Origin of the sequence: Curtobacterium salicis, assembly GCF_011759505.1 — a bacterium.
Lineage (GTDB): Bacteria > Actinomycetota > Actinomycetes > Actinomycetales > Microbacteriaceae > Curtobacterium > Curtobacterium salicis.
This window is the reverse complement of the sequence record NZ_JAAOYO010000004.1, coordinates 399,647-414,125: the sequence shown is the minus strand read 5'-3', so window position 1 is coordinate 414,125 and position 14,479 is coordinate 399,647. Positions and strand designations below refer to the sequence as shown.

At 72.5% G+C, this 14,479-nt stretch carries 12 protein-coding genes; 7 read left to right on the top strand and 5 right to left on the bottom strand.

Features of this window, described 5'->3' with window-relative positions; all coding sequences use genetic code 11:
• The first annotated feature begins 11 nt into the window (after positions 1-11).
• The 4 genes from E9228_RS14290 to rfbD all read left to right on the top strand — a co-directional run bounded on the left by E9228_RS14290 (position 12) and on the right by rfbD (position 4,438).
• The gene (locus E9228_RS14290) at positions 12-953 is read left to right on the top strand and encodes a glycosyltransferase (protein WP_166781195.1); all 942 of its coding nucleotides are present in this window, start codon (positions 12-14) and stop codon (positions 951-953) included.
• Between the two features lie 28 nt (positions 954-981).
• The gene (locus E9228_RS14285) at positions 982-2,523 is read left to right on the top strand and encodes a glycosyltransferase family 39 protein (protein WP_166781194.1); all 1,542 of its coding nucleotides are present in this window, start codon (positions 982-984) and stop codon (positions 2,521-2,523) included.
• A gap of 80 nt (positions 2,524-2,603) precedes the next feature.
• Positions 2,604-3,590, top strand: a complete 987-nt coding sequence (gene rfbB, locus E9228_RS14280; protein ID WP_166781193.1) for a dTDP-glucose 4,6-dehydratase — start codon at positions 2,604-2,606, stop codon at positions 3,588-3,590.
• A complete protein-coding gene (gene rfbD, locus E9228_RS14275) occupies positions 3,587-4,438 on the top strand; it encodes a dTDP-4-dehydrorhamnose reductase (protein WP_166781192.1) in 852 nt (283 codons plus the stop codon). The genes rfbB and rfbD overlap by 4 nt, the downstream gene beginning before the upstream one ends.
• 172 nt (positions 4,439-4,610) lie before the next feature.
• On the opposite strand, the gene E9228_RS17415 is transcribed toward rfbD, so the two are convergent.
• Both E9228_RS17415 and E9228_RS14265 read right to left on the bottom strand, forming a co-directional pair.
• On the bottom strand, positions 4,611-5,582 hold the full coding sequence (locus tag E9228_RS17415) for a pentapeptide repeat-containing protein (protein WP_166781191.1): 972 nt from the start codon (positions 5,580-5,582) through the stop codon (positions 4,611-4,613).
• Entirely contained in the window at positions 5,579-7,138 is a 1,560-nt protein-coding gene (locus tag E9228_RS14265; RefSeq protein ID WP_166781190.1) for a DUF4175 domain-containing protein, read from the bottom strand. The genes E9228_RS17415 and E9228_RS14265 overlap by 4 nt, the downstream gene beginning before the upstream one ends.
• A gap of 125 nt (positions 7,139-7,263) precedes the next feature.
• Here E9228_RS14265 and E9228_RS14260 point away from each other — a divergent pair, with 125 nt between their 5' ends.
• The 3 genes from E9228_RS14260 to E9228_RS14250 all read left to right on the top strand — a co-directional run bounded on the left by E9228_RS14260 (position 7,264) and on the right by E9228_RS14250 (position 10,416).
• Positions 7,264-8,406: a glycosyltransferase family 4 protein gene (locus E9228_RS14260; protein WP_166781189.1), complete on the top strand. Its 1,143-nt coding sequence runs from the start codon at positions 7,264-7,266 to the stop codon at positions 8,404-8,406.
• 91 nt (positions 8,407-8,497) lie between these two features.
• Positions 8,498-9,211: a hypothetical protein gene (locus tag E9228_RS14255; RefSeq protein ID WP_166781188.1), complete on the top strand. Its 714-nt coding sequence runs from the start codon at positions 8,498-8,500 to the stop codon at positions 9,209-9,211.
• Between the two features lie 209 nt (positions 9,212-9,420).
• Complete coding sequence (locus tag E9228_RS14250) at positions 9,421-10,416, top strand: GH25 family lysozyme (RefSeq protein WP_166781187.1); 996 nt, start codon at positions 9,421-9,423, stop codon at positions 10,414-10,416.
• A 19-nt stretch (positions 10,417-10,435) separates the two neighbouring features.
• Here the strand turns inward: E9228_RS14250 and purE are convergent, their stop codons facing one another.
• The 3 genes from purE to E9228_RS14235 form a co-directional block, all read right to left on the bottom strand.
• Positions 10,436-10,942, bottom strand: a complete 507-nt coding sequence (gene purE, locus E9228_RS14245) for a 5-(carboxyamino)imidazole ribonucleotide mutase (RefSeq protein WP_341849899.1) — start codon at positions 10,940-10,942, stop codon at positions 10,436-10,438.
• Between the two features lie 156 nt (positions 10,943-11,098).
• Positions 11,099-13,114 carry a glycoside hydrolase family 6 protein gene (locus E9228_RS14240; protein WP_166781186.1) on the bottom strand — a complete coding sequence of 672 codons (2,016 nt, stop codon included), beginning with the start codon at positions 13,112-13,114 and terminating at the stop codon, positions 11,099-11,101.
• Positions 13,115-13,270: 156 nt separating this feature from the next.
• The gene (locus tag E9228_RS14235) at positions 13,271-14,407 is read right to left on the bottom strand and encodes a 5-(carboxyamino)imidazole ribonucleotide synthase (RefSeq protein ID WP_166781185.1); all 1,137 of its coding nucleotides are present in this window, start codon (positions 14,405-14,407) and stop codon (positions 13,271-13,273) included.
• Positions 14,408-14,479: the final 72 nt, after the last annotated feature.

Genomic DNA, 14,479 nt, shown 5'->3' with positions numbered 1-14,479 from the left:
CCCACCCACTCGTGAAACTGTTCGTCCAGATCCCCTGCCTCAACGAGGAGCAGACGCTGCCCTCGGTCCTCGAGACGATCCCGACGTCGATCCCGGGCATCGACGAGATCGAGATCCTGATCATCGACGACGGGTCCACCGACCGGACCGTCGAGGTCGCGCGGGCGCACGGCGTCCACCACTTCGTCCGGCACACCACGAACATGGGCCTGGCCCGGTCGTTCCGCGACGGTGTCGACTACGCGCTGCTGCACGGCGCCGACATCGTCGTCAACACCGACGGCGACAACCAGTACCCGCAGGCGCACATCTCCGAGCTCGTGCAGCCGATCCTGCAGGGCAACGCCGACATCGTGATCGGTGACCGGCAGACCCGGACCATCGAGCACTTCTCGGGCTTCAAGAAGTCGATGCAGCAGTTCGGGTCGTGGGTCGCGAGCCGCGCAGCCGGACTCGACCTGCCCGACGCGGCCAGCGGGTTCCGCGCGTACTCGAAGTACTCGCTGATCCGGCTGAACATCGTCACGCGCTTCAGCTACTGCATGGAGACCATCGTGCAGGCGGGCTACAAGCGCCTGGCGATCGCGAGCATCCCGATCACCACGAACGCGAAGACCCGCGAGTCCCGGCTGTTCAAGAACATCTGGCAGCACATGTTCCAGTCCGGGTCGGCGATCGCCCGCGTCTACCTGATGTACCGCCCGATGGCGCTGTTCGCCTGGGTCAGCGCGGTCTTCGGCGTCGCCGGCCTCATCCCGTTCGTCCGGTACCTGGTGCTCCTCTGGACCGACAGCGGCGGCAACCACCTGCAGTCGCTGATCCTCGGGCTGGTGCTCATGATCAGTGCCCTGCTCTCGATCACGATCGGGGTCGTCGCCGACCTGACACGGTTGAACCGCACCCTGGCCGAGGAGCAACTCGACCTGCAGAAGCTCGCGCGGTACGGCGACTGACCCGGACCGCGCTGCTACGGTGACGGCCATGCCGGCACCAGCGACACCGCCAGCCGGGCGCTCCCCCTCGGTCCGCACCGCGTCGGTCGTCGCCGTCCTCGGCGCCGCGGCGGTGCTCGTCGGCTCGTGGGTGCCGTCCGCCTGGGCGGACGAGGGCGCGACGATGAGCGGAGCCCGGCGGACGCTGCCGGAACTCTGGCGGATGGTCCACGAGGTGGACGGCGTCCACGGGCTGTACTACGCGTTCCTCCACCTGTGGTTCACGGTGGTGCCGTACAGCCCCTTCACGCTCCGGCTGCCGAGCGCGGTCGCCATCGGCGTCGCGGCGGGACTGACCGTGCTGCTGACCGGACGGCTCGCCGGTCGGTCGACCGCCCTCGTCGCCGGCATCCTGACCTGCTGCGTGCCCCGACTCACCTTCGCCGGCATCGAGGGGCGGTCCAGTGCGTTCTCGGTCGTCACCGCGGTCGGGCTGACCCTGGTGTTCGTCGTCGCGGTGGAGCGGACGACCGCCCGACGTCGGCGGGCATGGGCGTGGTGGACCGCGTACGGGGCCCTCGCCGTCCTCGCCGGGCTGCTCTTCGTGTACACGGACCTCGTGGTCATCGCACACGCCGTCACGGTCGCGGTGTGGCTGCTCCGACGCGGGCGCACGAGCATGCTGCGGGCTGCGCTGTCCTTCGCCACCGCCGCCGTGCTGGCAGCGCTCGCCCTCGTCCCCTTCGTGCTCATGGTCAGCGGGCAGACCGGGCAGCTGTCCTGGATGGGACCGTTCACCCTGGGCCCGGAGCTCGCCGGACGCATCCTGATCGGACAGTGGTTCGCGGGGACGGGGACGTGGGCCGCCGTGCCGTTCGTGCTGATGGCCCTCGGCGTCGTGGCGACCACGGGTCTCCCCCGGCTCCCGAGCACCCCCCGCCTCCACGACCGGATCGGTGCCGTGGAGGTCGCGCTGCCGGTCGTCGTCGTCCCCACCGTCGTCGTGGTCCTCGTCTCCCTGCTCGTCCGTCCCCTCTACGACCCCCGCTACCTGACGTTCTGCGCACCCTTCGTCGCGATGCTCGTCGCACTCGCGCTGACCAGCGTGCCGTGGCGCTGGGTGACCCTGACCGCCGTCGTCGTGCTGGTCGCGCTCGTCGTGCCGATCGCGGTCGGACAGCGCGGCCCGACGGCGAAGGACGGGTCGACCTGGGCGTCCGCAGCCGACGTCGTCGCCACCGGGCGGCGGGCCGAGGCCCCGGGTACCCGGGACGGCATCTGGTACGGCCCGCTCCCGCGGCACGTCACGCGGACGACCGAGTTCGTGGCGGCCGCCTACCCCACCGCCTTCGCGGGCATGCACGACCTCACGCTCGAGCGGTCCGCCGTCTCGACCGGGAAGCTGTGGGCCGAACGCTCCGACGTCCACGACCCGCTGCCACCGACCGACACCGTGGACCGGATCTGGTTCGTCGGGGCCCGGACCGAGGACCAACCCGCACTCCTGCAGCGACGACTGGCGGCTGCGGGCTGGTCCGTCAGCCAGAAGTGGTTCACCGGCAAGTTCGTCATCCTCAAGTTCTCGCGCTGACCGGGAGCGTCGCCGGTGCCCGGGGTGCGTCCCGCTAGACTCCAGACCGATCGCCAACGGCCACGAAAGGGACATACAGCGTGAAGATCCTCGTCACCGGAGGAGCCGGCTTCATCGGCTCGAACTTCGTCCGTCGGACCCTGGAGGACGCCTACCCGGGTCTCGAAGGTGCCGAGGTCGTCGTCTACGACGCCCTGACCTACTCCGGCAACCTCGAGAACCTGGCCCCGGTGGCCGACTCCCCCCGCTACACCTTCGTGCAGGGCGACATCCGCGACGCTGCGAAGCTCGACGAGGTCGTCCCGACGGTCGACGCGATCGTGCACTTCGCCGCGGAGTCCCACGTGGACCGTTCCGTCCGCGACTCCGGGATCTTCGTCGAGACCAACGTCGTCGGCACCCAGCGCCTGCTCGACGCGGCACTCCGACACGGCACCGCGCGCTTCGTCCACGTCTCGACCGACGAGGTCTACGGGTCGATCAGCGAGGGCTCGTGGGCCGAGGACCGCCCGCTCGAGCCGAACTCCCCCTACTCGGCGTCGAAGGCGGGCAGCGACCTCCTCGCCCGCAGCTACCACCGCACGCACGGACTCGACCTGTCGATCACGCGGTGCTCGAACAACTACGGCCCGTACCACTTCCCGGAGAAGGTCATCCCCCTCTTCGTCACGAACCTCATCGACGACCGGCACGTGCCGCTGTACGGCGAGGGCGACAACATCCGCGACTGGCTGCACGTCGACGACCACACCCGCGGCATCGCGATGGTCCTGACGCGCGGTCGTGCGGGCGAGATCTACAACATCGGTGGCGGCACCGAGCTGACCAACAAGGAGCTCACGCAGCTCCTGCTCGACGCCACCGGCAAGGACTGGTCGTACGTCGACCGCGTCGCCGACCGGCTCGGGCACGACCTGCGCTACTCGGTCGACATCTCGAAGATCCAGGCCGAGCTGGGCTACGAGCCGCTCGTGCCGTTCGAGCAGGGCCTGAACGACGTCGTGCAGTGGTACCGCGACAACCGCTCGTGGTGGGAGCCGCTCAAGGAGCGCGCGGCCATCGCATGACCCGGTACCTGATCACCGGCGCCGCCGGCATGCTCGGCCAGGACCTGCAGCAGGCACTCGCCGGGCGTGACGTCACCGCGCTGTCGCGCGCCGACCTCGACGTCACGGACCGACAGGCCGTCGACGAGGCCGTCGCCGGACACGACGTCGTCGTCAACGCCGCCGCGTACACCAAGGTCGACGACGCCGAGACGCACGAGGACGACGCGCGGGCCGTGAACGCCGACGGTCCGGCCGTCCTCGCCGCCGCCACCGTCGCCGCCGGCGCCCGGCTGGTCCAGGTGTCGACCGACTACGTCTTCGACGGCAACGGCACGTCGCCGTACCAGGAGGACGAGCCGACCGACCCGATCGGGGCGTACGGGCGCACGAAGGCGGCCGGCGAGGCCGCGGTCCGCCGGATCGCGCCGGACTCCTCGTACATCGTCCGGACCGCGTGGCTCTACGGCGCCGGCGGGCCGAACTTCGCCAAGACGATGATCCGCCTGGCCGGGTCGCACGAGACCGTCAGCGTGGTCACCGACCAGGTCGGACAGCCGACGTGGACCGGCGACCTGGCGCGACAGATCGTCGCCCTGCTCGACGCGGAGGCACCGGTTGGGGTCTACCACGGCACGAACGCCGGGCAGGCGTCCTGGTACGACTTCACGCGCGCGATCTTCACCGAGGCCGGCCTGGACCCGGAGCGGGTCCTGCCGACCGACAGTTCGGCCTTCGTCCGGCCCGCGCCGCGACCGGCGTACAGCGTCCTCGGTCACGACGCCTGGGGCCGGGTCGGGGTCCCCCCGATGCGGGACTGGCAGGCCGCCCTGCACGCGGCCGCGGCCGCCGGGGTCCTGACCGCCTGATCGCGTGGTCCGGTGGCCGGGTGTGCATCCGGTGGCCGGGTGCGCACCCGGCCACGGGTCCTGATCAAGGGAACGGGCGCTCGACCACTGGTCGAGCGCCCGTTCCGTGTCCCCGGCCGCAGCGTCCGCACCGCGCCGCCGCCCGTCGGCCCGTGGGCCGACGGGCAGCAGATCAGCGTCGGACGTGGAAGGTCATGTCGGCGCGGACCTGACGCCCGTTGTCCGCGATGAACTGCAGCGACGTCGTCCCCGCCCGCGTCGGCGTGCCGGTGATCGTCTGCGTCGCCGAGTCCCACGTCAACCCGGCCGGCAGCGGCTTCGAGAACGCCGTCACGATCGCCGGGAAGGGGCTCTCGGCCTGCAGCTGCACGGAGGCGGCCTTGCCGACGCGGAGGTCTACGGTGGCGGGCACGTCGAGCTGCGGCGGGAGCTTCACCTCGACGTTGCGCGTGTAGGTCAGCGTGTTGTCGTAGTTCGCCGCCGTCGTCAACGTGCACCGGAGGCCGTTGTCACCCGGGTAGTAGAGCCCGACCCGCTTGGCGCAGCTGTTGGTCTCGATGCCGGGTTGCGTGCCCGAGGTGGTCGTGACCTGGACCGGGTCGACGCTGTCGACCCACTCCGAGTACACGGACGCCGCCAGGACGGTGTCCTCGATGACCATCCCGTTGATGCCGGCGCGCGTGAAGTCGGTGTCGGACAGCGTCGCACCGGTGAGGTCGGCCTGGGTCAGGTCGGCCTCGCGGAAGCGCGCACCCGTGAGGTCGGCACCGTGCAGGTCAGCACCGTAGAGGACCGCCCCGTCGAGGTCGGCACCGCTGAGGTCGGCGCCGGACAGGTCGGCGAGCCGGAGGTCCACCCCGGACAGGTCCCGACCGGCCAAGTCGTCCCCGGCGCACTCGCTGTGGTCGCTCGTCGACGCCCCCGGGACGATGCGGCACTCCCCGATCATCCGGGTGCTGGGTGCGGACAGGAACTCGTAGCCGACGGCGAGCAGGGCCACCAGGACGACCACGAGTGCGAGCGACCAGTGCAGCCGGGTCAACCGCGGCCGGAGCGAGCCGGTCCGGGTGAGCTCGGTGTCCCCGGCGTCGACGGCGACCGCGCCGTGCAGGTCCGGTTCGGAAGTGGAACGGTCGTCGGTCACGAGGACACCCCCGTCAGGAAGCTCGGCAACAGGTGGAGGGCGATCGGTGTGTACCACGACTCGCCGCGGGCGTAGGTGAAGAACGCGACCGGGCCCAGGTAGGTGACGAACACCGCGGCGGCCAGGAGCACCCCCGGGACGATCAGCGCACGACGCCACCCGACGGGCAGCATCCGCCAGAGTGCGACCCCGGCCAACACCATGAAGGCGAAGACCAGCGGCAACACCGGCAGCAGGTAGCGCCCGGAGAACGCGTACTCGTTGTCCAGCCGCAGGAACGTCCGCAGGTTGAAGAGGAACATCGCGACCACGTAGCTGCCGGCGACGACCATCCCCCACACCAGCGCGCGGGTCCGGAGCAGTGCGCGGAAGGCGGTGAGGATCGCGACCAGCGCGATCACGAACGTCACCGCACCGGCGACCTGCACCCAGGTCGCGACCTGCCAGGTGGTGTTCCGACCGCGGTAGAAGAACATGCTCTGGAAGTAGGCGCTGATCCAGCTCCCGACGAACTCGAACACGTCGAACGGCGTCTGCGGCACGTTGTTGGCGATGGCGAGGTCGTGCGTCCGCTCCGCCCAGTAGTTGCGGCGGTAGATGTCGAAGGCCAGGCACTCCTGGTGCGTGTGCAGCTTCGGGCAGGACGGGTTGAACTGCCCGTAGAGCAGCAGGTTCCCGCCGATGCGTTCGACGAGGACCGCGAGCGTGACGACGAAGAGCGCGGACCACAGGGCCGAGGTGACCGGGTGCTCGGCGAACACCCGGCGGAAGCGCTGCACCGGGTGCGCGAAGGTCCGCAGCCCGTCGCGCTGGACGACCAGCACGAAGGCCACCGCCACGGCGACGAGCACGAACGGGACGAACGTGTACTTCACGGCGATGGCCGCCCCGCCCAGGACGAGCGCCCGGAACAGGTCGGCGTACCCGTGCGCACTGGAGCGGATCAAGCGGGCGCAGTACAGCAGACAGAGGAAGAACAGGGTGTTCGCGGGGGTGTCGTACGTGACCGCGGCGGCCTGCCACTCGTAGCGACCGGTCGCGGCGAGCAGCACCACGACGAGCGTCGCGACCCAGAGCGCCATGCCCATGGTCCGGACCAGCCGGTGCACGACGAGGAGTCCGGCGGCCGCGATCAGCACGTTGAGGAACCGCAGCGCCACGACGATGGCGGAGTAGGGCGCGCCGACGTCGAGCATCGCCTTCACCGGGAAGCTCGTCAGGTAGTAGTAGACGTAGCTCGGGAAGCGTTCGATCTCGCCCATCGACAGCAGCTGTGCGGGGGCGTCGGTGATGACGGGCCCTGCCCACACGCTCCGGCCGGCGTAGTAGAGGATGTTCGCGATGTGCCGGTTCTCGTCCGGTGCGATGGTGCCCGAGTAGGGCACGTGTCCGACGCCGTCGACGACCGGCATGTGGATCGCCACCGAGAGCACTGCGCCGACGACGACGAAGAGTGCGATGGTGATCCGGAACGTCCACGGGCTCTCGAGGAGCCGGACGAGCCGGTTGACGTCGGCGAAGCCACGGACGTGCCGCGGTGCGATCGTGGTAGCCAAGGGTCCCCTTCGGTCTGTCCAACTCTAACGAACGACCGTCCCCCGACAGAACCGGCGTGGGGAGGCCGCTCACTGCTCGGCTGGTAGGGTCGGGGTCCGTTCACCAGCACCACGAGGAGCCGCCCATGACCACACTCCGCGTGATCGTGGACCAGGTCATCGCACCGGTCCCCGGCGGGATCGGCCGCTACGCGGAGGAACTCACCCGGCAGTTGATCGCCACCGCGCCGGCCGGGTGTGACGTCGAGGCGATCGTCTCCGGTGCTCCGGCGGCCGACATCGACCGGCTGCGGACCCTGCTGCCGGGACTCGCCGGGCTCGAGCGCCTCGCGCTGCCCCGACGGGCCCTCTCGGTGGCCTGGCAGGCCGGGATGGCCCGGGGTGCGTCGGCCGGCATGGTGCACGCTCCGAGCGTCCTCGCTCCCCTGGTGAAGCACGACCGGTTCCAGGACCTCGGCCACCAGACGGTCGTCACGGTCCACGACACCGTGCCGTGGACGCACCCGGAGACCCTCACCCCCCGCGGGGTGCACTTCCACAAGGCGATGGTGAAGCGCGCCTGGCGGTACGCGGACGCCGTCGTCGTCCCGACGCACGCCGTCGCCGCCGACCTGAACGCCATCCACCGGTTCGACGACCGGATCCGGGTGATCGGCGGCGCTCCGGGCGGTCGCCTCACCGTGCCCGTCGACGCGGACCTCCGCGCAGAGCGCCTCGGGCTCCCGGACCGCTACGTCCTGGCGGTCGGCACGCTCGAGCCCCGGAAGGGCCTGGCACACCTCATCGAGGCGATGGCGCACCCGGCCGCCCCGACCGACGTCCCGCTCGTCATCGCCGGACCCGACGGCTGGGGCGACGTCGACGTGCACGGCACCGCCGAGCGCGTCGGGCTGGCGCCGGACCGCGTCAAGGTCTTGGGTCGCATCGACGACGCCGACCTCGCGGTCGCGTACGACCGTGCCGCGGTCTTCGTGTTCCCGAGCCTCGCCGAGGGCTTCGGACTGCCCGTGGTCGAGGCGATGAGCTTCGGCACGCCCGTCGTGCACTCCGACGACGCCGCGGTCCGTGAAGTCGCCGCGGACGCCGGGGTAACCGTCGCCCGGGAGGCCCTGGCCAGCTACCCGGAACGCCTCGCGCAGGCGGTCTACCAGGTCGTCAACGACCCGGGCCTCGCGCAGCGTCTCGCCGTCGCCGGCCCCGACCGAGCGCGCATGTTCAACTGGCAGGACTCCGCGAACGAGGTCTGGCAGCTGCACGCGGACCTCTGACCGACCGGCACGATCACGGGACGGCATCGCTTCCGCGGGTCGGCCGTGTCGCCGGGGTCGAGCGTGACACCCGGCTGCCATCATCGCTCGCATGAGCCGTACTCGCCGCTTCCCGGTCCTCCTCACCTCGTTGACGCTCGCCGTCGGGCTCACCGGCGTGCTGGCCGCCTGCGCGGGACCGGACGACCCGACCCCGACCCGGTCACCGAGTGCGAGCGCCACCCGGACGCCGGCCCCGAGCAGCACCCCGACGCCGACGACCCCGGCCACGAGCGCACCGGTCACGGGTGACCCGTCCGCCGCACCGGCCCCCGAGCCGTCCGAACCGGCCGCGACCCCGACCGACGGCAGCGGACAGGGAACCGGCAACGGCAGCGGTGCGGACGCCCCGGCGACCGTCGACTGGTCCGCCGTCACCGCCCAGGGCGTCGCCGCGGCCGGTGGCGGCAGCGTGGTGTCGATCGCCGGGTCCGGGGACCAGTGGACCGTCGTCGTCGCCGGGCCCGACGGATCGCAGACGCAGTCCGTCGTGTCCGCCACGCTCGGCCGGGTGACGTCCGGCCCGTTCCCGAAGGACGTCGACGCCGCCACCAAGGCAGCGAACGTCGCACGGACCTCAGGACTGCGGACGCAGGCCGACGCGGCGGCGACCGTGGCGACCGGTGCGGTCGCCGGCAGCACGCTCAGTTCCCTCACGCTCGGGGGCACGGCGGCTGCCCCGTCGTGGACGGCCACCGTCCAGGCCTCCGGAACGACCAGCACCGTCCGTGTCGACGGGCTGACCGGCGCGGCCAGCGTGGGCTGAGCCGGACCGGTGCGTCCGTGTCGGACGGGAGGCGTGCCTCCCGTCCGACACCCCCGTCCGGCCCGCCACGGACCGTGTCCGTCGTCGTCTGGCCAGCCCCCGCACCAGCGTCCGGACCGACCGCGACGGTTGGGTACCATCGCTCCGGACGGGCGGCGATCAGGGCCGCCCCGACCGCAGCACCGACGCTGCGTCCAGGGGAGGACGACATGTCGACTCGATCACGCGCGACACCACGACCGGCCGGACGGCGACCGGCACGCCGGCTCGCGCTCGGCCTGACCGTCGCCTGCGCGGCGGCACTCGTGAGCGGCCAGGTGCTCGTGCCCGGTCTCCACGCCGACGCCGACGCCGCGGGGACCGCCGTGGCGCCGACCACGGTCGCCGCGGCGTCCGGGACGCCGGACCCGTCGCTCGCGACGATGGACGCGACCGGCGACCACGCCATGGGTGCGAGCATCGCCGCCCACGCCGCGCAGAGCGGGACCGCAGCCGGACACGGGACGACGACGCAGGGGACGACGTCACGGTCCGCCGCGGCCGCCGGCGGTCCGCCTCCCGGCAAGGTGCAGGGCATGGACGTCAGCGCCTGGCAGCCGGACGTCGACTTCACGGCCGCGTACCGGAACGGTGCACGCTTCGCCTACGTGAAGGCGACCGAGGGCGTCACGTACCAGAGCCGGACGTACGTGCAGCAGTACGAGGCGTCACGACGAGCGGGGCTGATCCGCGGCGGGTACGTGTACGCGCAGCCGTCGCAGGCGAGCGGCCGTGCCACCGCCGAGTTCTTCTTCCGGTCCATGGGCCAGTGGAACCCCGACGGTTGGACGCTGCCCCCGCTGCTCGACATCGAGTACGGCAGCGCGGCGCAGGGCACCTGCTACGGGTTGAGCTGGGACCGGATGCGCACCTGGATCCGCAGTTTCTCGGACACCGTGCACCAGAAGACCGGCCGGTGGCCCGCGATCTACACGACGACCGACTGGTGGCGGCAGTGCACCAACAACAGTGTCCGCTTCAGTGCCAACCCGCTGTTCGTCGCGCTCTACCCGTCGCACGACTTCACCTCGCCGGGCACGCTCGGCCGGAGCTGGCAGCAGTGGCGCTTCTGGCAGTGGGCGCCGAGCGGCGTGTTCCCCGGCGACCAGGACGTCTACGCGTCCTCGGTCTCGAACCTGCGGGCCTTCGCCGCGAAGCGGGAGTGAGCCCCGGCGCCGACCTGCCTCAGAGGCTGTCGCGGAGCGCCTGTGCCTTCCGCTCCACGATCAGCTCCAGGTCGGCGGCGTGGTCGCGGAGCGCGGCCGCGATCACCGGGTCGGTCGAGCCGATGATCCGGGCCGCGAAGAGCCCGGCGTTGGCGGCGCCGTTGATGGCCATCGTCGCGACCGGGATGCCGGCGGGCATCTGCACGATCGACAGCAGGGAGTCGAGGCCGTCGAGCCGGGCGAGCTGCACCGGGACGCCGATCACGGGCAGGGTCGTGACCGAGGCGACCATCCCCGGCAGGTGGGCGGCACCGCCGGCGCCGGCGATGACGACCCGGATCCCGCGGTCCGCAGCTCCCCGTCCGAACCGGATCATCTTGTCGGGTGTGCGGTGCGCGGAGACGACATCGGCCTCGTACGGGATGCCGAGGGCGTCGAGGGTCTCGGCGGCGGCGCGCATGGTCGGCCAGTCCGAGTCGGACCCCATGATGATCGAGACGAGCGGTGCGGCGGTGGTGTCGGTCACGCGACGAGCCTAGCCGCGGGCCGGGTCGGATCGGATCGGATCGTCGCTGTGTGTCCGCGGACGCCAGCGGCCGGTGGCCGGTGGCTGGTGGCTGGTGGCTGGTAGCTGGACCGTGCTGCTCAGCGGCGGACCGTGCCGCTCGGCGGCGGACGCCCGTCAGCGGACGCGGACGGTCCGGCAGCCGAGGGAGCGGTCGCCGCCCGCACCGATCCCGCGCACCGAGACGCACACCGACCGCTGCCCGCTGACGGCCGGCACCACGGCGGAGAACCCGTGGTCGACCCCCACCCCGTAGGACCGGTCGACGTCGTCCCGGACGTCGTCCGCGACGATCCGCACGGCCGGCCGTCCGGCCACCCGGACCACGACGGTGGTGGCGCGGTCGGTGCGCTCCCGGTCGAAGGCCCAGCCTCTCACCGTCACCCGCCGGTGGCTCGCCGACGCGACCTGCTCGAGCCGAGCACGCGGGGCGCTCGCGGGGACGGACACCCGGCGGCAGGTCCCGGTGGTGTCCACCCCGGGGCCGACCGACACCGCACGGGCGCAGACCGTGTGGGTCCCGGCACCGGCCGGGACCACGGCGGCGAAGCCGTGCGCCGCACCGAAGCCCGGCAGCGCGTCGACGTCCCGCGGGGAACGACCGGCCGCCGTCGTCCGGACGACCGCACCGTCCACCAGGAGCGTCGTGCTCAGTGTGGCCGTGGGGTCGTCGGCGTCAGCGGCACGACCCCGCACGCGGATGCCACCGACGGAGACCGCCGCGCCGTCCAGCACGACGACCGGGTCGTGGCCGGCGACGTCCGTGGTCTCGCACCCGAGGCGCGACGTCGCTCCGGCGACCGAGATCGTCCCGACACACACCTCGTGGCGCCCGGCCGGCGCGGCCACCGCCAGGTCGTAGCCGTGGTCCGCGCCGGTGCCGTACGCGTCGGCGATGTCCTGCCGCGGACGGTCGGCCGTGCCGGTGCCCGCGGGCGAACCGTCGACCCAGACCTGGACGGGCAGCGACGTGGTCGGGGCAGCCGCGTCCGCGGTCCACCCGGTGACCCGGACGCCGGCCAGCCCGCCGACGACGGTGTCCACCGTGCCGACGACCCCGGTGTCGACCGGCAGCGCGAGCGCGGCCTTCGCCACCAGCGACTGTGCCGCCGCCGAGTACCACTTGCCCGCCGCCGGACCCCCGTTGCACGTGCCGTCGCTGGCGCCCGGGGTCTTCACCCAGAGCAGCGCGTCCGCCGCGGTGCCGTCGTCGACCACCCGTGGCGTCGCGCCGAGCCCCGCCCCGGGTGCGTTGCACCAGGTGCCGCGCCACCCCTGTCCGTTGCGGGAGGTGTCGATCACGTAGTGCGCTCCGCCGGTCAGCGCCGACACCTCCTGGGCGTACGCCTGCTCCTGCGCCACCGGGTAGTAGTTCGCGACGTTCGTCGAGAACCCCCGGGCCTGCTGCACGCCGGCCCGCTGCAGGCGCGCGGCCATCGTCGCCGGCGGCACCCAGTTCGAGTTCCCGCCGTCGAGGTAGGCCGGCACCCCCGCCGCCGTGAAGGCCGCGACCGTCCGCGAGAGGATCCGGTACCGCTGCTCGTCGAGCGAGGCGGTACACGCCGCGTTGCTCAGCATCGCGAGGGAGTCCGGTTCGACGACTGCGGCGGCACGCTTCCCGGCGACACGGGCGACGACCTGGTCGATCCAGCTGTCGTAGGTCCGTTCGTCGAAGCCCCCGGCCGAGTAGCCGCCGCAGTCGCGGTCCGGGATCGCGTAGACGACGAACACCGCCGTCGTCCCCGAGGCCGCGGCACCGGCGGTCGCGGAGTCGATCGTCTTCGTCAGCAGCGAGCCGGTGGCCCACTCCCCGAGCCACGTGGCGACCGGGTGCCGGGCGATCGTCGCCGCGGCGCGGGAGCCGGCCGGGTCGCTCGTCCGCAGGGCCGTCGCGTTCTTCGCGGCCTCGCTGGTCGGCGACAGGTACGGCCCGGTGCCGTAGAGCTGGGTCGAGGTCGCGGTGCGCACGTCCGTCGTGGCCGCGTCCGCGGGACTCGACGGGGCGACGACACCGACCACCAGGGCCGACGTCACCACCGTCACGACCAGTGCCGCGAGCCGCGCGGTGACCCGCGACGCCGAGCGCAGGCCGCGTCGGACGGGAGGGACGGGGACAGCGGCAGGGCGGGACACGGGAACGGCTCCAGGGACGACGGATCGGACCCGACCATCGCACCACCCGCCGACCGCCGTGACGAGTTCCCAGAGCGGGTGCCACCCACCCGGGTGTCGGCCGACCGGCGGACCGTCGACCGGCCCGTCGACGTCCCCGCGACCGGTCCGACGCGGTCAGTCGTCGAAGTGCGCCGCCGCCGCCCGCGCCCGGTAGACGACGTCGTCGACGTCCGACCCGGTGACCGTGACGTGCCCGACCTTGCGCCCCGGCCGGGGCGCCTTGCCGTAGAAGTGGTACTTCGCCTCCGGGAACGCGGCGAGCGCCGCCGGGTACCGGCCCGCCAGGTCGCCGTCCGCGGGTCCGCCGAGGACGTTCACCATCACGGCGGCGGGCGCGTGCATGCCGGTGGCGCCGAGCGGCAGGTCGAGGACCGCGCGCAGGTGCTGTTCGAACTGGCTCGTGGTGGCGCCGTCGATCGACCAGTGCCCCGTGTTGTGCGGACGCATCGCGAGCTCGTTGACCAGGATCCGCTCGTCGTCGGTCTCGAACAGCTCGACCGCGAGCACGCCCGTGACGCCGAGCTCCTCGGCGATCCGGACGGCGAGCGACTCCGCCGCGTCCGCGAGTCGTCCGGCGCTGCCCGGTGCGGGCGCGATGACCTCGGCACAGACGCCGTCGCGCTGGACCGTCTCGACCAGGGGCCACGCGACGACCTCGCCGGAGGGACGACGGGCGACGGACTGCGCGAGCTCGCGCGTGAACGGCACGAGCTCCTCCACCAGCAGCGCCTGGTCGGCACCGGCCTCGGCGACGGCGAGGAACCAGTCGTCGACGTCGGACGGGTCGTCGACGACGCGCACGCCCTTGCCGTCGTACCCGCCGCGGGGCGTCTTCACGACGGCTCGCCCGCCGTGCTCGCCGAGGAACGCGCGCAGCTCGTCCGCATCGTGCACCACGGCCCAGTCCGGCACCGGCACCCCGAGTCCGGTGAGGCGGGTGCGCATCACGATCTTGTCCTGGGCGACGGCGAGGGCGTCCGGCCCCGGGTGCACGGCGACCCCGGCCTCGACGAGCGCGCGGAGGACGTCCTGCGGGACGTGCTCGTGGTCGAAGGTCAGGACGTCGACGTCCCGGGCGAACGCGAGGACGGTCGCGGCGTCACGGTGGTCGCCCTCCGCGGTCGCGGCGATCGACGCGGACATGTCCGGTCCCTCTGCCAGGACCCGGATGTCCAGACCGAGTTCGACGGCCGCGGGGACCATCATCCGAGCGAGCTGCCCACCGCCCACGACTCCGACTCGCAATGCCATCCTGTGCGTTCCTTCCGCGTCCCGGCCCGGTGCCCGGACCAGCCACAACTCTACGGACACAGGACACCCCGC